General features: G+C 51.9%; 14 protein-coding genes and 4 tRNA genes. 7 read left to right on the forward strand and 11 right to left on the reverse strand.

Going from position 1 to position 20,035, the window contains the following annotated elements; translation table 11 throughout:
- The first annotated feature begins 78 nt into the window (after positions 1-78).
- Entirely contained in the window at positions 79-1,713 is a 1,635-nt protein-coding gene (locus TW77_RS20765; protein WP_046006879.1) for a methyl-accepting chemotaxis protein, read from the forward strand.
- Here the strand turns inward: TW77_RS20765 and TW77_RS20770 are convergent.
- The 3 genes from TW77_RS20770 to dinB all read right to left on the reverse strand — a co-directional run bounded on the left by TW77_RS20770 (position 1,710) and on the right by dinB (position 6,423).
- Complete coding sequence (locus TW77_RS20770) at positions 1,710-3,242, reverse strand: M17 family metallopeptidase (protein WP_046006880.1); 1,533 nt, start codon at positions 3,240-3,242, stop codon at positions 1,710-1,712. The two genes, TW77_RS20765 and TW77_RS20770, sit on opposite strands and share 4 nt — an antisense overlap.
- 149 nt (positions 3,243-3,391) lie before the next feature.
- The gene (locus tag TW77_RS20775; protein ID WP_046006881.1) at positions 3,392-5,083 is read right to left on the reverse strand and encodes a carbon starvation CstA family protein; all 1,692 of its coding nucleotides are present in this window, start codon (positions 5,081-5,083) and stop codon (positions 3,392-3,394) included.
- 269 nt (positions 5,084-5,352) lie between these two features.
- Positions 5,353-6,423, reverse strand: a complete 1,071-nt coding sequence (gene dinB, locus TW77_RS20780) for a DNA polymerase IV (protein WP_046006882.1) — start codon at positions 6,421-6,423, stop codon at positions 5,353-5,355.
- A 193-nt stretch (positions 6,424-6,616) separates the two neighbouring features.
- On the opposite strand from dinB, the gene TW77_RS20785 reads away from it, so the two are divergent.
- The 5 genes from TW77_RS20785 (at position 6,617) to TW77_RS20805 (ending at position 12,889) form a co-directional block, all read left to right on the forward strand.
- Positions 6,617-7,669, forward strand: coding sequence for an aldo/keto reductase (locus TW77_RS20785; RefSeq protein WP_046006883.1), 1,053 nt, complete (start codon positions 6,617-6,619; stop codon positions 7,667-7,669).
- An 84-nt stretch (positions 7,670-7,753) separates the two neighbouring features.
- Positions 7,754-8,272 (forward strand): NUDIX hydrolase, encoded by a 519-nt coding sequence (locus TW77_RS20790; protein ID WP_046006884.1) that lies wholly within the window; start codon positions 7,754-7,756, stop codon positions 8,270-8,272.
- Positions 8,273-8,344: 72 nt separating this feature from the next.
- Positions 8,345-9,058: a hypothetical protein gene (locus tag TW77_RS20795; protein WP_046006885.1), complete on the forward strand. Its 714-nt coding sequence runs from the start codon at positions 8,345-8,347 to the stop codon at positions 9,056-9,058.
- Between the two features lie 168 nt (positions 9,059-9,226).
- Positions 9,227-11,902: a bifunctional acetate--CoA ligase family protein/GNAT family N-acetyltransferase gene (locus tag TW77_RS20800; RefSeq protein WP_046006886.1), complete on the forward strand. Its 2,676-nt coding sequence runs from the start codon at positions 9,227-9,229 to the stop codon at positions 11,900-11,902.
- 39 nt (positions 11,903-11,941) lie between these two features.
- Positions 11,942-12,889, forward strand: coding sequence for an ion transporter (locus tag TW77_RS20805; RefSeq protein ID WP_046006887.1), 948 nt, complete (start codon positions 11,942-11,944; stop codon positions 12,887-12,889).
- Between the two features lie 33 nt (positions 12,890-12,922).
- Here the strand turns inward: TW77_RS20805 and TW77_RS20810 are convergent, their stop codons facing one another.
- From TW77_RS20810 to TW77_RS20820, 3 genes are read right to left on the reverse strand one after another with little or no spacing between them, the layout of a single operon-like run.
- On the reverse strand, positions 12,923-17,386 hold the full coding sequence (locus TW77_RS20810; RefSeq protein ID WP_082078995.1) for an EAL domain-containing protein: 4,464 nt from the start codon (positions 17,384-17,386) through the stop codon (positions 12,923-12,925).
- A complete protein-coding gene (locus TW77_RS20815) occupies positions 17,374-17,817 on the reverse strand; it encodes a GNAT family N-acetyltransferase (RefSeq protein ID WP_046006888.1) in 444 nt (147 codons plus the stop codon). Before TW77_RS20815 ends, TW77_RS20810 begins: the two co-directional genes overlap by 13 nt.
- 2 nt (positions 17,818-17,819) lie before the next feature.
- Positions 17,820-18,023, reverse strand: coding sequence for a DUF3283 family protein (locus TW77_RS20820; RefSeq protein ID WP_046006889.1), 204 nt, complete (start codon positions 18,021-18,023; stop codon positions 17,820-17,822).
- Positions 18,024-18,178: 155 nt separating this feature from the next.
- Between TW77_RS20820 and TW77_RS20825 the strand changes: the two genes are divergently transcribed.
- Positions 18,179-18,862 carry a substrate-binding periplasmic protein gene (locus tag TW77_RS20825; RefSeq protein ID WP_046006890.1) on the forward strand — a complete coding sequence of 228 codons (684 nt, stop codon included), beginning with the start codon at positions 18,179-18,181 and terminating at the stop codon, positions 18,860-18,862.
- On the opposite strand, the gene TW77_RS20830 is transcribed toward TW77_RS20825, so the two are convergent.
- The 5 genes from TW77_RS20830 to TW77_RS20850 all read right to left on the reverse strand — a co-directional run bounded on the left by TW77_RS20830 (position 18,859) and on the right by TW77_RS20850 (position 20,010).
- The gene (locus tag TW77_RS20830; RefSeq protein WP_046006891.1) at positions 18,859-19,116 is read right to left on the reverse strand and encodes a DUF1289 domain-containing protein; all 258 of its coding nucleotides are present in this window, start codon (positions 19,114-19,116) and stop codon (positions 18,859-18,861) included. The two genes, TW77_RS20825 and TW77_RS20830, sit on opposite strands and share 4 nt — an antisense overlap.
- A 354-nt stretch (positions 19,117-19,470) precedes the next feature.
- Positions 19,471-19,546, reverse strand: a tRNA-Phe gene (locus TW77_RS20835).
- Between the two features lie 135 nt (positions 19,547-19,681).
- Positions 19,682-19,757, reverse strand: a tRNA-Thr gene (locus tag TW77_RS20840).
- 14 nt (positions 19,758-19,771) lie between these two features.
- Positions 19,772-19,847: transfer RNA gene (locus TW77_RS20845), tRNA-Phe, on the reverse strand.
- A gap of 87 nt (positions 19,848-19,934) precedes the next feature.
- A tRNA-Thr gene (locus tag TW77_RS20850) sits at positions 19,935-20,010 on the reverse strand.
- Between the last annotated feature and the right edge of the window lie 25 nt (positions 20,011-20,035).

The raw sequence follows: 20,035 nt of genomic DNA on the forward strand, positions 1-20,035 counted from the left end.
ACCCTCACATTTATTGCAAACTATGCAATGTCAGTCTGTTCAGCACACAACCTTGTGCTTTCAAAAGGAGCCTCAGCTATGGCATTTTTAAGACAGTTCACCATTTTTGGCCGCCTTGCGATGCTGGTGGGGGTTGTGGTGCTTGGCCTGATTGCGCTGGGCGTTATGAACTTGCAGCAACAACATCAGGCACTCAGTCAACAGCAGTACGAAAAAACCAAAAACCTGGTCGAAACGGCTCACAGCCTGATAGCCCACTTTCACCAGGCGCAACTTAGCGGAACACTCAGCGAAGCCGAGGCACAAAGCGCCGCGCTCAGCGCCCTGAAAGCGCTCAGATACGATGAAAATAATTATTTCTGGGTCAATGACCATTATCCACGTATGGTGATGCACCCCTTTAAACCTCAGCTCAACGGACAATCGGTCAGAGACAGCAAAGACCCAGACGGCGTTGCACTGTTTCAGGAAATGGTCGCCGTCGTTAACGCACAGGGAGACGGGTTTGTGCCGTACAAATGGCCCAAACCCGGCAAGTCTGCTGCGGTCGACAAGATTTCCTATGTAAAAGGCTTTGCCCCCTGGCAATGGATAGTTGGCTCCGGGGTGTATCTTGACAGTATAGACGTGCAATTTGCCCAGCTGCGCAATCAGATGATATTCAACATCGTCGCGCTGCTGATCGTACTGATAGTGCTGAACTTTGTGATCAGCAACAGCATTTTACAGCCCATCCGCTCTGCCGCTGATATGATGCGCGACATTTCCCAGGGAGAAGGCGATTTAACGCAACAGCTGGATGAACATGGCCGCGATGAGATCTCCCGTTTGTCTCGTTTCTTTAATGCTTATACCTCTAAAATGCGCCATTCGATTGCCGCCGTGGCAGGCAATGCTACAGAGGTGGAGGCACTGGCAGACAGGGTCGATAACACCGGCGAAGTCAACCTGGAGTACATCGAGCGTCAGAATGACAGCAGCCGCCAGGTGGCAACGGCCGTGGAGCAAATGAGCGCTCAGATCAAGGAGATCAGCCAGCATGCCGAAGCCGCAGAGCAGGCTGCAGGTGATGCGATGCGCACCAGTGAAACGGGCAAAGCAACGGTCAGCACAACCATCAGTGCCATTGGCACGCTCTCCGGCACCATTGAAGAAGTCAGTGTTGTCACTCAGGCACTGGCAGAAGAAAGCCAGCATATAGGCTCTGTGCTGGACGTGATCCGGGGCATATCGGAACAAACCAATCTGCTTGCGCTTAATGCGGCCATAGAAGCCGCCCGGGCGGGCGAGCAGGGTCGCGGGTTTGCGGTGGTGGCCGATGAAGTGCGCACCCTGGCGAGTCGCACCGGGCAAAGTACCGATGAGATCCAGTCAATGATTGAGAAACTACAAAAAGGTGCTCAGGCTGCAGTGGACGCAGTACAGAAAAGCCAGCGCCTGTCGAGCAGTACGGTCGATCAGGTACATGAGGCAGAGCAGGCATTGAATGAGATTGAACGCCTGATCACGGTGATCCTGCAAATGAATGGCTTGATAGCCCGGGCCACAGAAGAGCAAAGCAGTGCGGCGGCCGATGTGAATGTGCGTATCAGTGACCTGTCGGACGCAACCCATCATTCACTCGACACCACACAGACTTTGTCTGAGGCCAGTAAATCGCTCAAACAGGCAAGCCATCAACTTGCCCAGATTGTAGAGCGCTTTAAGGTTTAGCGGCAGTAACGGGCAAACAGGCTGCTGACGGTTGCAGCGGTTGGCTTACCATGCTGCCAGTCGCCGCCTTCTACGCCGCTACCTGCAATGTCCATGTGCACATAAGGCAGCGGCAATTCAGAGTCACTACCATGTTTATCCAGCCCGCCCACAATGGCCAGAAAAGCCATCGGGAATTGGTGGCCACGGGCAGTGACAGCTGACGGCGCATTGTTGCTCGATAAAACATCATCCGCCAGAGTGCGTGGCTGAACAAAGTCATAATCTTCGCGACGACTGCGCGAGACTTCTGCGCAGTCGGCCCACAGGTCGCCGATATCAGCCAGCTGACGAGACACTTGTCGTGCACGCGCCGGGCCATTTTCCACATACGCACTATAAGGACCTACCGCACGGGCAGCATGTCCGGTGAGTGTTGCCACAGTAAACAGCTCAGGGTTAACTTCCTGAGTCGCCATGTCTTTGAGCTCGCTGAGCAAGTCACCCATTGCCAGGCGCCCTTCCGCATCGGTGTTGCCAATGCGTACTTTTACGCCTTCGCGCGTGGTGATGATCTCATCTGGCACAAAACAATCAGAGCCAATCGAGTTACGTACCACGGCCAGATACGCAATCACTTTAACCCCTTTTGGCTTAAAATCGGCCACGGACTTCATAAAACCAGCAACAGAGGCAGCGCCCCCTTTATCGCGGCTCATGCCCGCCATAAACCCGCCCACTTTGAGGTCCGCACCACCGGTGTCATACACCAGGCCTTTACCCACAAACATCAGCGTACGCTCAATGTCACCTTCAGGGGTGTAGACCAGTTTAACAACACGCGGATGATGGCGCTCCACCGCGTAAGAGGCGCGCGCAACAGTGCCCAGCATAGGGTAATCTTTGTTAATGGTCGCCGGATCCGCTACCACTTCAACACTGACACAGGTGTCTTTGAATAGCTCAACGCAGTAATCCGCAAACTTAGGAGGCGCCATACGCTCAGGTTCGGTACCACACAGGTCCCGGGCTGCGTACTGACCGGCAGCTATGGCGTTCAGTTGACGACACTGCTCATCGCTGGCACCCGGCAGCGCAATAGATTCAATCGGCTCGATTGCCGGTCCACGGTATTCACGGGCCTCTAGTGGCTGCCACAATGCCTGACACGCGCCCAGGTAAGCCACTTCCAGGGCATTTTGATAACGTGCATCGCTCGGTACACCTGCCACCATCAATACCGGTTTTACCGCACCAGCGGCTTTGGCTTCCAGCACGGCAGCTTTACCCGCTTCAAAAAAGCGTCGTACGTCGTCATAATCACGGTTAAGCGGGCCTGTAGGTGACACAATCAGGCGCTTGCCCGGCACACCTTCTGCCAGCAGTAAGCTGGCCTTGGTGCGCAATCGTGCATCAACCGCCAGATAAGGGGCTGCCGCACTGTTTAGTGCCGCATTGGCAAGATCTGAGACATCGGAAGTGACGACGATAACAGCATCGGCGTCCTGAACTTGCCAGTCACTGACCGGCAAAGCGAGAGGAAAAGACATATAATCAGCCCTTGGTTATTAAATGCTGGGCTGATTATCGGTTATTTGCCGGCAAGAACCAAGGCCTTAGGGACAAATGCCGGAGCACACAGAGGTGCATTATCCGCTTTTAGCGCTGCCTAGCGCAGCGCTAAAAACCAAAACGCGTATTAATCCGACTGGGCTGTTGCACTGTCGTCTTTTTGCAGTTTCAGCTTACTGACCACAGACCAGGCTTCTAGCATCACCAGAACGCTGACAACCAGCACTATTATATCGAGTGCCACCAGCAACCAGTTACCTTGCTCGTAGTATTCGCCCAGCTTGATCACGCCAGCGAAAAAGGCCATCAAAATCACAAAGATCATGGGGATCAGTGTAAACTTGGCCGGACGACCCAGCTTGATCAGATACACAGAGATCACCAATAAGGTCAGGCTCGCCAGAATCTGATTGGTCGAGCCAAACAAAGGCCAGATGATCATGCCGCCGCTGCCCGACGCACCGCCGGCACCAAATGCCAATAACAAACAGCAACCTACCGCAACCAAAGTTGCCAGCACTCCGTTTTTCAGTGCAGTGAGCTGATAGATTTCACCCCATTCCTGAATAATGTAACGCTGCAAACGCACACCAGAGTCCATAGTGGTACCGGCAAACAACACCACCATCACCGCCAGCAAGGTCGACGCAATTTCCACCGACAGTCCCCAGCCGTTGCTGATCAAATTAGCACCCCCCTGGATAAACGCACCCACGCTGCCCGCGCCGAGGTGGCTGTATATTTCGTGCCACTCTTCAGGCGACACCGCCAGCATTACGCCACTCACGGCCACCAGGGTGATCAATGCCAAAGAGCCCTCGCCCACAGCGCCCAGATATCCAACGAAACGGCCATCCGTTTCTTTGTCGAGCTGTTTGGAGCTGGTACCCGATGACACTATGCCGTGGAACCCAGAAACGGCCCCACAGGCAATCGTCACAAATAACAAAGGAATAATACTCGGCGTATCCACCGCAGTTTGGGTATTAAAGGCCGGCGCCGTAATATCCGGCATAACCACAAATACCGCGCCATAGAGCAATACCAGGCCAACCAGCAGTTGCATGCCGTTAATGAAGTCTCGTGGTTGTAATAACATCCAGACGGGCAGCAAAGACGCTACCGCTGCGTAAATAAACAGGATAATGATCCAATTGGCTTTATCGGCCAGGCCAAACAATTCACTGGGCAATGCCAGCGGCATGCCCGACCCCACGTAAATACTGGCGTACAGAATCGCCACGCCAACAACACACAAGGGCACCAGCGGCACCTGACGTTTCAGCAACTGACCAATCACCAGCGCCACCAAAATGGCTGCCCAGGCAGGGAATACGGCACTGGGGTTGGCCACAAAAGAGTTGGCTATCACCACCCCAAATACGGCATTTACCATCAGCAGCACTAAAAAGACCACTATCATAAACAATGAGCGGGTGCGCTTGCCGATAACCGTTTCAGACAAAGCTCCCATGGACTTACCCTTGTGCCGGGCACTGGCCCACAGCGCGCCCATATCATGGACCCCGGCAAAAAAGATGGTGCCAAACACCACCCATAAAACGGCCGGCACCCAGCCCCAGTAAACGGCGATAGCCGGGCCAACTATTGGCGCAGCCCCCGCCACAGATGTAAAGTGGTGCCCCCAGAGCACCACTTTATTAGTCGGTACGTAGTCTATTCCGTCGTTTAATTCATGCGCCGGTGTCACGAACTTATCGTCCATTTTAAATATTTTTTCGGCGATGAACTTTGAATAGACAAACCAGCCAAACAGCATACCCAGTATGCCAAACAGCACGATCATGATTGACTGCATTGTATTCCCCCTGTTGTGGTCCTGTTGTTGTTCTTGGTGTCCGCTTTGACTCAGTCCGTTATTGCCTGATACCACCCGCTTTGCTTTGCGGCAATCACAAGTCTGTTGAACGAAGTTGATGCCATCGTGGCGCTGGCACTTGTGTTATTTAAGCACATAAAACCTGGCTGCCACTGGCGGTATCGTGCAAAATAGTACTGCTGCGTAGTCGGATAAACTATACCCTAGCACACCGGTGAATAATCGCGGAGTACTGTCCTTGTTATCTTTTAGTCGAAGGTCTGAACATCAAACAGGCCCAATTGCGCCTGAGCAGAGGCCGCCTCTCCCAGGCCCAGCTGAATGCCTATGAGCCTGACCGGTTTGCTGCCAAAGCGCTCAACCGCCTGCTCCAGTAAAGTAAACAGCACGCCTTCATCAATCTCATGATACTGGCACTCTTTGGTGGTTTGCGAAAAGTCATAAAACTTAACCTTAACGCCCAGCTTGTTGAAGGCCCGCGCCCCGCGATAGGGCTCAGCCCGCCGCTGTAACTCAGGCAGGAGCCGCTGGCGCAGTATGTCTTTGAGCGCATCCAGGCTTTGGATGTCTTTTTCAAAGGTGGTTTCAACCCCGACCGACTTGCGAATGCGCTCAGTTTCTACTTGTCGCTCATCAATGCCCTGACAACGCCGCCACAGTACATCGCCAAATTTACCAAAGCGCTCCGTCATCTGGGCTCTGCTGTAAGACTTGACGTCGCGGCCATACTGCAAGCCCATTGCAAGGAGCTTTTCATGCGTAACTTTACCCACACCGGGGATTTTTTTCAGTGGCAAGGTATCAATGAATCCGGCGATATCATCCGGAGTGATCACATACTGGCCATTGGGTTTGTTTTCATCACTGGCAATTTTGGCCAGGAATTTGATGGGCGCAATACCAGCCGAGGCCGTCAGGCCGGTTTCACGGTAAATATCGCTGCGGATCTGCTGAGCAATTAAGGTCGCACTGCCCTGACACACAGTGCAGTCGGTCACATCCAGGTAAGCTTCATCTAAGGAAAGTGGCTCAATCAGTTCTGTATAACGCGCAAAAATCGCGCGGATCTGCGCAGACACCGCCTTATACACCGCCATCCGCCCCGGCACAATCACCAGCTCAGGACACAACTGCTTGGCTTTGTAATTAGACATAGCAGAGCGCACCCCGTATTGACGCGCGATATAATTGGCCGTTGACAGTACGCCGCGATGGCTTTTCCCGCCAATCGCAATCGGCACATTGGCCAGCGCAGGGTTATCGCGCATTTCTACCGCGGCATAAAAGCAGTCCATATCAACATGGATAAACTTACGCATGATTTTATTAACTGGTTATTTATACAGTTATTATGTGCAAAGAATCGCATAATGGCAATATGATTGTTCATTATTTGTCATCGCATCTGATCTGTATTTTACTGGGAAATACTCTAAACTGGTCAGACAATGCCTGCGTATCACTATGTATTTTGAGCCGATACGCCAGACCTATTTAACACAAGGAGCAACTATGAAGTATAGCCGCCTGGGTCATTCTAATTTGGAGGTGTCACGTGTCTGTCTGGGCAGCATGACATGGGGTGTGCAGAATAATCAGCACGATGCCGATGAACAGATCAATTACGCACTCGCACAGGGTATTAATTTTATCGATACCGCCGAGATGTATGCCGTCCCGCCGTCTCCTGAAACCTATGGTAAGACCGAGGAAATCATCGGAGACTGGCTACGTCGTCATCCGGAAAAGCGCCAGGACATCATTATTGCCACTAAAATCGCCGGCTCAGGACTGGCCTGGATCCGTGGCGGCGCGCCTATAACCGCAGAGGCCATTGTGACAGCGGTCGACGCCTCGCTGAAACGGCTGCAAACCGACTACATCGATGTCTATCAGCTGCACTGGCCAAATCGCACCTCTCCACACTTTTCTAAACACTGGCCCGGTATGATCACTTTCAGTGATGTATCCACAGAGCAACACAGAAATGAGATGCACGAGATCCTCGGCGCACTCCAGCAGTGTATCGATGCCGGAAAAATTCGCCACTGGGGGCTGTCTAACGACACCCCCTGGGGGATCAATACATACCTACAACTGGCACACCAGCACCAATTGCCCAGGCCGGTTTCAATTCAAAATGAATTCAACTTATTACATGCGAAGGACTGGCCCTACATCATCGAAAACTGCGTCCATGAAGACATTGCCTATCTGCCCTGGTCACCCCTTGCCGGAGGCGCGTTGTCGGGCAAATATCTGGGAGGTGCCCGACCGCAAGGGTCGCGCTGGACCCTGATCCAACGCAATGGCTTGTTCCGGGATACCCAGCTTGCACAGGAAGCCACCGCGGCGTATCTGGAGATTGCCAAAGAGCATCACCTCACGGCTGCGCAGCTGGCACTGGCCTGGTGCGACCAGGTCGATGGCGTTACCTCGACCATCATAGGCGCTACCACCATGAGTCAGTTGAAAGAGAACATTAAAGCGTTTGATCTGACACTGCCACCGGAAGCGTTGGCTGAAATTGACACTGTGCTCAAGGCCTACCCACTGCCTTATTAAACACAGCGCGCCCGACAGGCTGTACCCGGGCGCTGTCGCCTGACCCGAAATGTGCTAGACTCGGCACTTTTTCGGGACCCTGTCATGCGCGTTCTTAATCCAGCCCCGGCTTTGCCTTTGCCGGGCACTTGTTTTACCCGGCCGGCAACACGAGCCATTATTACCCGTCAGTCGCAGATTTTACTGCTCTATACGCAAAGATACGATGATTACACTTTGCCCGGTGGTGGTGTCGATGCAGGGGAATCCTTAACCGATGCCTTAGTACGCGAAGTGAAAGAAGAAACAGGGGCGCGCTCAGTCACCAACATTGCGCCCTTTGGCGTGTATGAAGAATATCAGCGCTGGCATAAGCCTGACTTTGATAATGTGCACATCGTTTCTCACTGCTATTTGTGTGAAATTTGCGGCGAGTTTGATGAACCAGATATGGAACATTATGAGATAAACAATGGCATGCGCCCGCAATGGGTCGAGATTGCTGAAGCCATCGCCCACAATGAGGCGGTACTGGCAAACAGCGATAAACAAGGGCAATCCCTGCTCCGTGAAACCCGATTGCTCAAACTGATTGCAACGGAGTTGATGAAACTGAACTTTTGATCACAAGCTCAGGTCCTAACAGTGTTTTGACTATAAAACAAAATAATAAATTCAGAACACTAAGGAAAAGTGATGCGTTTATGGCTCAGTGCAGTTGTTACTTCCATCGCCTGCCACTTAATCATACTGTGGCTGCTGGCCCAGCAAACCGTGGTGGTCCCCCTCGGGCCGCCTGAGCCAACCATTAAAACCTACCTGGTGATAGAGCAACCAGCGCAAAAATCAGATACGAATAAAGCCAGCTCCGAGCCGCTTCCTGTCACCAAACCTGCACAACGTCCCGAACAACAGACTGTCGCTGTCAGCTCTGCACCTTTACCCAAACTGGTCGAGTCGAGCCAGCTCGACGCCATGACAGAGAGCTCAGTCGCAGATATCCACACCAGTACCGACCCAGTTCCTGAAAAACCAGCGCAGGCTGCAGGTGTGCAACCGAACAAAAAACACCCGCGGATCGACCCGGCACTGGGTCTGTCACGACTGCGTCAGCACATCTTAACTCAGCCGGTATCCAGAGACATCGAGTCTCGGCCACAACGCCTTAGTGTACCTAAGTCTCACCAGACGCAGGGTCAGCCGCTACGACAGATAGAGTCTCAGAATCACATTTTTACCGAATATCGCATAAAAGACCGCTGCTACAAAGAAGTTCAGGGTGACCCCAATAACCCGCCCCCGGAAGGCTTTGCTAAGAATTGGCTCACCGCCAGCAGCACCTGCGATAAAACAGCCATCACAGACGCCTACGATGCCGCGATGGGAAAGTGGCTGAAGACCAAGCGCTAAGCTTTGTGTCGTCATAATCACAGGTTCACACGATACTTATGGTATCCCTTGCTGCACGCAAACTCGACTGAGATCAAAACAATCCCAGCTTAGACTCGCAACCTGCCACTAAAGCGATTAATATTTAGCAAATAGCCCGCCCATAGTCTGGCAAGTCAAGGAGTTAGTATGAGTATCAAGCGCATCGGTCAATTTTTTAATCCCAGCTCGGTGGCGGTGATTGGCGCCTCCAGCAACCCGGGCCGGGCCGGTAATGTGGTGATGCGCAACCTGCTACACGGTGGCTTTAAAGGCCCCATCATGCCAGTCACCCCAAAATACGCGGCCGTACAAGGCGTACTGGCCTATCCGACCATTGCCAAGCTTCCTCAGGTGCCCGATCTGGCCGTTATCTGCACCAATAAGTCGACCTTGATCCAGGTACTGACCGAGCTGGCTGAACTAGGCTGTCGTAACGCCATCGTTGTTGCCGCCGGGCTCGACAAAGAACAAAAGGCACGTTTACAGGCACTGGCCAGAGAAAAGCACATCACGTTGCTGGGCTCAAACAGCCTGGGCATGCTGGTCCCGCACTTAGGGCTGAATGCCAGCTTTTCTCATACCACCGCCGATGCCGGCAAACTGGCTTTTATTTCCCAATCGGCTGCCGTCTGCTCCACGATCCTGGACTGGGCTAACAGTAAACGCATCGGATTTTCCTATTTTATTTCTCTCGGAGATAGCCTCGATATTGACTTTGATGAGTTGCTGGACTTGTTCGGCCGGGATGGCAAAACCAAGGCAATTTTGCTTTACATAGACAATATCCAGGACGTCAGGCGGTTTATTTCTGCGGCCCGGGCAGCCGCTTTTAGCAAGCCTGTGATCGCCATCAAGACCGGCCGTACCCAAGCAGGTGCCGAAGCGGCCATGATCCACACCGGCGGCTCAACCTCAGACGATGCTGTGTACGATGCCATGTTTCAGCGCGCTGGTATGCTCAGAGTGACCGACTTACGGGAGCTGTTTGCAGCCACACAAACCCTGGCACTGCATCCTAAACTGCTACAGGTTGAGCACCTCACCATACTCACTAATGGCGGCGGCCCCGGTATTATGGCGGTAGATACGCTGTTACAGCGCAGTGGAAAACTCGCCGAGCTGAGTGATAAAACCATTCAGGCGCTCAATGCGGTGATCCCCCAGTCTAACCATACCGCAAACCCGATTGACATTTTCGGCGACTCGGCGCCCCACCGCTATCAGCAGGCACTGGAGATTTTACTCAAAGCTGACGAAGTCAAAAACTTACTGATCATCCACACACCATCGGCACTGGCACCCAGCGAAGCCTATGCCCAGATCATTGCCCAGACTCTGGCCACTTTACCCAAAATGGCTCGCCCCTTTGTGATGACCAACTTTATGGGTGAAGAAGCCGCCTTTGCAGCGCGTGATGTCTGCGTCGAGCAGGGTATCCCGACTTATCGCACCCCCGAAGGCGCCGTGGGCGCATTTATGCACCTGATCAGTTATCGTCGTAACCAGAAACACCTGACTCAAACCCCTGAATCTATCAGTCAGGATGAGCTGATCCACAGCCACAGTGCAAAACAGCAGATAGACAGCTACCTTGACCAGTCACTGACCCAGCTATCAACCCATCAGGCCAGCCAGATCCTCTGTCATTACGGCATGGAGTGCATAGATACAGACATTGCGCTGACGCCCAGTGAAGCCAAAGAGCAGGCCCAGCTGCTTGGCTTTCCCGTCGCGCTCAAGCTGATCAGCCCCTCTATTCCTTCTAAATCCGAGGTCGGCGGGGTGGTCCTCAATTTGAATGACGCTGACGAAGTTGAGCAAAGCGCCTTTGCCATTTTGCTGCGTATCAAGCAGGCCTATCCGGATGCCATCATTGAAGGTTTTTCATTACAAAAAATGGCGCCCAGGGCTGGCAGCCAGGAGCTGCGTATTGCCGTCAAAACCGAACCGGATGTGGGCCCGGTAATTTTACTTGGTGAGGCCGGTACCGGATTTAATTTTAATCAGGCAGCCGTTGCTTTGCCTCCATTAAACATGAATCTGGCCAAATACCTGATTGCCGCGGCCTACGACAAAGGCGTGCTGAAAGAGCGCTTGCTGCCTGAAAAAGTCGATAAATATCGGCTGTGTGCGCTGCTGACCCGGGTTTCTCAGCTGGTGATCGATCAGCCAGACATTCAGACGCTTGAGCTCAACCCAATTTTGGCAACCGACGGGCATTTTTTGATTCTGGATGCCAGCATTACCCTGCAACGTTTCACGCCGCTCCCCGGCCGTAAAAGACTCGCCATTAAACCCTACCCTAAAGAATGGGAGCGCACCGTCATGCTGAAAAATGACACACAAGCGCAGTTAAGGCCGATCCGTCCGGAAGATGAGCGCAATCATCAGGAGTTTGACCAGTCGCTGAGTAAAGAAGACAGATACCGGCGCTTTTTCGGTGAACTGCCGCAGTTTACCCATGAGCAGCTGGCTAAAATGACGCAAATTGACTACGACCGTGAAATGGCGTTTATCATTACCCAGCCCTATAAAAGCGCCCAGCGCACCCTGGGGGTTTCCCGGGTATTGATGGACCCCGATAATCTGCTCGCAGAGTTTGCGGTGGTTGTACGTTCTGATTGTCAGGGCCTGGGACTTGGCAAATTATTGATGGAGGCCGCAATCGCCTACTGTAAACGCCAGCGCGTTGGTGCTATCGAGGGGATCACCTTACCGGAAAATACCGGCATGATAGGATTAGCAAAGAAACTGGGGTTCACCATCAGCCGGGATTTTGAAGAAGGGACAGTGGTAATGAAAATGCCACTGACTAGCGAATAATACAGCCCCGCCCACATTAGTAAGGTTAACAAGAGACTTATGGATCTGACACTCAGACAAAAAGCCGCGGCGCTGCTGGAAGCCAGCGGGCGATTCAGAAAAGCCGGGCACGCGATTGATGTCTTTCTGATATCGCTTATCATCATTAACGTCATTGCGATAGTGCTGGAGTCTGTGCCGACGCTGGCCGCGCGCTATCACACCCTATTCTTTTTCATTGAAGTGATTTCGGTGGCGATATTCACCATTGAATATCTGCTCAGGCTATGGTGCTGTGTTGATAAACTGGAATTTAAGCACACTAGAGGCAACAACAGCAGAAAGCGCCTGCGCTACGTACTCTCTCCGTTAGCCATTATCGATCTGCTGGCCATTCTGCCTACCCTGCTGATGGTGTTTTTCACGTTTGATCTGCGCTTTTTACGGGTATTCCGCTTGTTGCGGATCTTCAAACTAACCCGCTACTCACGCGCCATGCAACTGCTGTTGGCCGCGTTCAGAGAAGAAAGTAGCTCATTGCTGGCCGCCTTCTTTATTATGTCACTGGTATTGATTGTCGCCTCATGCGGCATCTATTTGATTGAACATGATGTTCAGCCCGACAAGTTTGGCTCTATCCCCGCCGCGATGTGGTGGGCCATGGCGACCCTTACCACCGTCGGTTATGGTGATGTAGTCCCTATCACCCCACTGGGGCGCTTTTTTGGTGGCGTGATCACTTTACTGAGTATGGGCATGGTCGCAATTCCCACCGGCCTGCTGGCCTCCAGCTTTGCCGATCAGCTGCGCAAGCGCCGCGATGCCTTCAATGAGGCCGTGCTGCATTCTCTGAGCGATGGTGTGGTAGATGAACAGGAGAAAGAGCACCTTGAGGCCCTGAGGATAGAACTGGGCCTTAGCCCGGTGGAAGCCAATCAGGCGATCAAAATCATGACCAGCCAGCGAGTACATAATCTGTATTGTCGACACTGTGGTGGCAAACTGTAAGATGTTCAGGCCTGCATCACGCAGGCCTTAACATTAACTGGCGCGAACAAACACCTGATGCCAGTTACGGCGCAATAACTCGCTGGCCTCGTCAGCTGGCAGCGCTTTGCTGAACAAGTAGCCCTGAAAGCGCTCACATCCCAGCATACGCAGAAAAGACAACTGCTCCATGTGTTCAACCCCTTCTGCAACGCAGTACTTACCCAGGCTGTGTGCCAAAGACAACGTGGAGTGAATGATCACTTCGTGTTCTTTATCCCGGCCAATGTCGTTCACAAAACTGCGGTCTATTTTCAGTGCATCTACCGGATACTGTTTAAGATAAGTCAGCGAGGAATAGCCGGTGCCAAAGTCATCCATATAGAGTCGACATCCCAGCGCCCTGAGTTCATGCATACGGGCAATGGCCTGCTCGGCCTCCGCCATCATCACCGACTCGGTGATTTCGAATACCAGGTAGCGCCCGTCGATGTTATTTCGCGAGAGGATCTCGGTGATCCGGGCCAGTAAATCATCGTACTGAAAGTCCAGCGCGGAAAGGTTAACCGAGATATACAAGTCAGGATGCAAGGTGTGCCAGCCTTTGAGGTCTATCAGCGCCCTTTCCAGGGTTTGCAACATAACCCGGGTAATGATCCCGGTCTGCTCTGCGGTGTGGGCCAGCTCTTCAATGCTGTAACTGGGGTCCTGTGGCCAGCGCAGCAAGACTTCAAAGCCCTCTACCGACATATGCGTTGCATTGATAATCGGCTGATAGTGATTGCGAAATGCTTCTTCCTGATATGCCTTCAAGAGCGCTTGCTCAATTGCCAGAGCGCGCTGTACCTGTTCATTGATCTCACTGTGATAGAACTGATAATCAGTCACCAGTGACTGTCTGGCATGGTTCAGTGCGGTCTCGGCAGCCTGATTGAGGTCGAACGCATCACAGGCATCATCGGGGAACATGGCAATCCCCAGCTTGGCCTTCACATGCACTTGTTGCTGTTCAATCTCAAATCCTTTTTCGAAGCGCTCCAGCAGGCAATGAATATAACGCATCACCTGCTCCACGCCCGTCAGCTGCTCCATCAGAATATAAAAGTCTCGCTCGTTGCCAATCGCCAGGCTGTCTACTTCGCGGAAGCAGCACTGCAAGTTAGCCGCCAGTTTCTGTGTCACCAGGGCCAGAAAATCGTTCCCATAGGTATCGGCAAATCTCTGTAAGCGACTGAACTTAATCGCGATGATGGCCAGTGGCTGGCGCGACAAGCGCGCCTGCTCAATGGCATGCTGAACCCTGTCCATAAACAGCACTTTATTGGGCAACTTGGTCAGCGCATCATAGTTAGCCAGTTGGTAGAGCTCTTTCTCGGTCCGCTTTTGCTTGCTGATGTCGGTCAGCACCAGAATATAATGCTTGTCTTGCGTTGCACTGATCTTGAGCAGCACCTGGCGCTTTTCGCCACTGGGCAGGCGCAGGGTTTCTTCGGCAACATACAGGTCATCGACCTTTAATTTACTGATCTCGCGCAGATACTTCATTCTAACATTACGCTCTAGCCCCAGAGTAACGCTGGTACTGGACGAAGGCGCCGCACTAACAGAAAAGGCATGCTGCAACGCCTTGTTGCAGGCCAGAATACGCAGGTGCTTGTCAAAGATCATCACCCAGTCCCGGGTTTGTTCAAACGCCGCGCCAAACAGTGTGGCGCGCTCTTCAAACACCCGCTCGCGGGTCAGGTTAGTGTAGGTCCCGGCAACCTGTACCGGCACCCCGTCCTGCCACACCATTACTTTGCCGTAGTCTTTGTACCAGCGCCACTGTCCATTGAGATGGCGCAACCGATATGTACAGTCAATAAAGCCCTTCTCAGTCGAGACAAACTCCAGCCACTCAATTCGAAACAGGGCACGATCCTGAGGGTGAATAAGCTCCAGGTATTCGTCCAACACTATGCTTTCGTTGTCGTAACCAAGGTCGCTGACCAAACGGGGTTGATAGACAAACTGGCTTCCCGAGTGCCAGTCCCAGACCCCAGAGTTGCTGCCCTCCAGGGCCATTTTTAAGCGCGTTTCGCTGTTTTGTGTTTCACGGTGCGCCGCCAGGATCATACCCGCGACCTTGTTTTTGCGGTGCACCCAAAAAGCAAACAGGGCCGCCGCCAGCAGGACATAACAAAACAATGCCCAGGGCGCGCGCCATATCGGGTAATGCACCACAATCTCAAGCTGAGCTGGCGGCGTATAATCACCAGTCAGCGGATCTTTTGCCCACACCTTAAGACGATAATTGCCCGGGCTGAGCTTGGGAAACACCACCCGATTACTGTTACGACTGAGGATCCGCTGCTCACCGGAGAGCTGGTACTCGTAGACAATGCGCTCTTGCAGTGTAAACGCCATGGCCGAGAACGACACTTCCAGCCCGATGTCGTCATGATTGAGCTCAATATATGAGAATGACTTGAGTCCCGAGGGTAAAATGTCCCGCGACATCAGATCGACATCGGTAATATTAACGCGATTTAACAGCGATTTAGTAGGGCGATGCACCTTAGGATCAAACAAGGTAAAGCCCTGCAATGAGCCATAGCCAATCCGGCCGTCCGCCAGCTTAACCGACGCTCCGCCATTGAATTCGTTACTCATCAGGCCATCTGCGGTGGTAAAGCCCTGCAGGTGGAAATTATCCGGGTCGAGTCGCCAGATCCCCTGGTGAGACGACATCCAGATCATGCCCACATCATCCTGTACCATTTCATACAAAATATTATTGGTGACGGTGTGCTGCTCATTAGGCATTGGCAGTTGCTCGTAGCCATCTGCGGTCAGACGTACCAGGCCATGTCTGGCAAACGACAACCACAGTACATTATGCTTGTCGATGGTATAACTCAGCAGGTCGACCGCACTTTGCTTGTGTGCTTTGGGCACCTGATAAATTTCGACCAGCCGATGCGCCTGTGTATCGTAGCGGAACAACCTACCTTCACTGTAAAAGACCGGATCTTCCGGGTGTGTACTCAACGGCTTGTAAAAACCATAACTCAGGAAAGGGTCAAACCGGTCAAACTCTTCACCCAGCTTGGTGAGTGTTTGGGTATTAATATCAAACACATAAAACCCGGTTTTTTCATCCACCAGGTACAGCTGCCCGTCGCCCACTATCACGGCACCTTTAACAAACCCGGACAACACAGCGGTCGCAGCCGCATCCTGAGCCTGGGGTCGATAGATATCCTCTGATCCAGGTTCGAATACAAATAGTCCACGGTTACTACTGAGCCATAGCTTGTCCTGATAATTCAGCAGGCCAAAAATGGTAAATTCGGGGTAGAAGCCATCACCCAGAAAACCGGCCAGATACTGCTCTGAGGTGCGAGTTTGCGGGTCGTAGCGGGTCAGGCCATCTCGCGTGCCTGCCCAGATGTAGCCATCGTACTCTACCAGGCCCCATACCGTCCCCTTGGAAAAGTTGCCCTGTACGGAACCCGGGTGAACATTATCAAACCCCTGCGACTCAGCAGGCAGGTAGAAGGCGCCATCTTTTTTGGTGGCAGCCCAGATGCCGCCAAAGTCGTCGCGGATAAAGTAAATTACACTGTTGTCCGAGACCGCATAATGGCTGCTGGTCAAACGTGTATCCCGATGTACCTCGCCACTGGCGATATCGTAATGCATCAGCCCGTGATCTGTGCCCAGTAACAAGCCAGTGCCACTGCGCTCAATTTGCCAGATATTAAGTTCTTCAATCAGTGTCTGATAGGGCACCTCAGCATCAAAGTCACGGCGCAGAGCGCTGATATCCAGCTGGTACATGCCAATCACGGCCCCTAAAATCAGCGTATCGTCGTCCAGCAAATGCAGAGACTTGGTGTTGGTCTGAAATGGATGAGTGATCTTGTCACGGTGCTCAATGGCACGAAGCTGCTCGGTATCGGTGTTGTAAACAAACAGGCGTTCGGCAGAGGCGATAAACAGCAGGTTGTCGTGTTTAAGCAAGCCGCGCACCGCTATCTGTGGGTCTTCAACAGGCAATACAATCTCCTGAGTGATCGTGCCTGTGCGCGTGTCCATCACCGCCACATTTTGTGCTCTGCCAAGCCACAGCTCATGCTTACTCTTGCTCAGCATCTGGAATACACTGTTTTTAAAGTAGTCTTCTTCAGATTCCGGTGCCGAGGTGTAACGGCGATAACTATCCTGCTCCGGGTCATAACTGAACAAGCCGGCGCGTCCCGAGGCTATCCAGATGATGCCGTTATCATCCTTATAGATGCGGTCTATTTGCATTTTGTTCAGATCCTGGTTTGGCCCTGCAACCTCCAACACCTGATACCCATCGTAGCGATTCAGCCCTCCTTCGGTTGCCAGCCAAAGATAGCCGTTATCGTCGAACAGCAAAGTGTTCACATAGCTTTGTGACAGGCCCTCAGCCGGAGAGAGGCGCGATACCTGTGCGTGAGCAAAAAAAGCCGAAACAACAAGGATAAAACTGAGGATTATTCGCAACATAGTCGATTCTGATCGGGGTTAATATATTGCATCGCCAGGATCTGCCGCCCTTGTGCAACATAACAATGATATTTTTCTGCCAGTTCCTGAGGCAGCGCTACAGGGTCTATCACAGTAAAACCCAAGCCTTGATAAAAGGCGCTCAAATGACAATAAGCAAAGGTGTACAACGAGCGCGGTTGCGACGCCAGTACAGCGGTTAATAGTCTTCGGGCAAAGCCCTTGCCTCGATACTCGGGCGCCACCAACACCGTGGACAAAAAATACGCCCCCGAAACGTGCTGTACCCTGCACGCAGCCACAATGTCTGTGGCTTTAAGCACCCAACTCTGATCCTGACGGGTCGCCTTACCCCTGGCCTTATGAGCCTGATAAAACTTATTGACCAGCGGCGTTTGGATGGCCGGTAGTAGCTGAGCAACAACCTCCATGGCTACGCCAGCATCAGTCCCAGGTAAAACTCGAACTTTTCTTTCAGCACCGCCTGCTCAGAGATAGGGCGCTGATTAATCGCATCATAAATGGCCTCACGACTGTTCTTGCCGCGTTTGATCTGATAAGCCCAGAAAGAGGCTTCATATTCTAATTGAATTTGATACTTATCGTGTCTCGATAAATTACACAGGTTATAGCTCATAGTAAATTTGGTTACTGCAATCTCTGTAAAAAGTGTATCATAATTACGCTAAGGTGTATCCGTTGATGTACACGCGCCGTTCATATCGCACAAGTACGCGTTGAATGGCGAAAGCCACGCTAAGTAAGTGGGTTCGTTTATTACAAGGAGATCCATTGCGAATTTTCAGTTTGTTATTGTTATGCTGCCTCAGCGCACCCAGTGTAGCAACAGATAACCGCACGCTGTACTTTAACCGCCCGGCTGATACCCCTCAGGCGAGATACGTCATTGAGTTACTGCAAACAGCCTATCAGCAGCTTGGCTACACATTAGAGGTAGTGGATTTTAACCGCCAAAGTGCTCTGATTGCCGCCAATAGTGGCGCACTCGATGGGCAGCTAGGACGGATCCATGGCGTAACCCAGGCCTACCCCAATTTACTTCAGGTGCAGTTTCCTTTATACAGCTTTAATTTGCAGCTACTCAGCCGCTGTTTAGAGTGCACCTTTAAACAACTTGATTCTTTGGTTATTCAAAGCGGTTACCTGGTCGCGAATCGGTATCTGCAAAGCGTTCCTTTTAATGGTCAGGTAATAGAAGTAAAGAACAACATTACTCAGCTTAATCTGGTTACTCAGGGCAAAGTCCAGGCAGCGTTAGTGGTAGATTTTCATTTGCGTGAACACCTGGCAGATATTGACCTGGAGTCGTTTAAAATTGAAACCCTGTTAACCATTGAGACCTATCATTATCTGCACAGCAAGCACGAAGCTCTGATCCCACAACTGGAAGAGGTGCTTAGCCGTCTTGCAGAGAAAGGGACGGTGGCGATGCTTAAAGCTAAGTACCAGATTTAAAAAAGATCTTCCTGCTCGCCATGCTTCGGGTTATCAACTGACGGAGTATCTGAACTGCGTTTTTTTGCCGCCATCACACGTTTTTGCCGTTGCGCGCACTGCTCAATCACCTTGCGTTTTTGCTGCTCGCTCAGCGCATGCCAATGAAAGCGCTCTTCGCGACTGCGAAAGCACCCCTTGCAATAACCCCGATTATTCACTTCACAAATCCCACGACACGGACTGGGGATCTCGAATATCTCAATCTGTTCCATAACAAACCATTACTACTTGCTAGGTTAAGTATATGAGCAAATTAGTGACAAAGTCATGGTTTGATGTGCAAAGGCTTAAATCAATCGTTCTGCTGGTCTGTGTAATTTCGCCAATCCGCAATTGCTTAGCATCAGAAATGAAAAAGCCCCGCTGATGCGAGGCTTTTCAATAATGGTGCCCAGAGGCGGACAAAGTGGTCCGGAACCACTTTGAACAGCTTTAGCTGGCCGCTTGCGGTGAAATACAAGGACGTATTTCATCATCGAACCACCCGCAGGCGTGTTCGATTACGCCAACTCATTTAATTTGGGGCAGAAAGTAAAAAGCCCCGCTAATGCGAGGCTTTTCAATAATGGTGCCCAGAGGCGGAATCGAACCACCGACACGAGGATTTTCAATCCTCTGCTCTACCGACTGAGCTATCTGGGCTAAAACTGGTTATATCGTGCTGCTCTTTCGTCCATGAAGCGAGGTCCTGTCGGCGTCCTGCCTCCACCTCAACAAGCTGCGAAGCGGTGCTTCGGTCTTGTTTCGCCCAACTGAGCTTCCGGGCTAGGAATAAAATGGTGCCGACTATCCGAGTCGAACGGATGACCTACTGATTACAAGTCAGTTGCTCTACCAACTGAGCTAAGTCGGCGCACCTTTTAATAATGGTGCCCAGAGGCGGAATCGAACCACCGACACGAGGATTTTCAATCCTCTGCTCTACCGACTGAGCTATCTGGGCTAAAACTGGTTATATTATATCAAGACAATGCCTTGATAATGACCGAAACTTTATCATTTCAGTCGAACTCAAACATGAGTTAATAAATGGTGCCGACTATCCGAGTCGAACGGATGACCTACTGATTACAAGTCAGTTGCTCTACCAACTGAGCTAAGTCGGCACACTTAATAATGGTGCCCAGAGGC

The organism is Pseudoalteromonas rubra, from assembly GCF_000967655.1.
Lineage (GTDB): Bacteria > Pseudomonadota > Gammaproteobacteria > Enterobacterales > Alteromonadaceae > Pseudoalteromonas > Pseudoalteromonas rubra_A.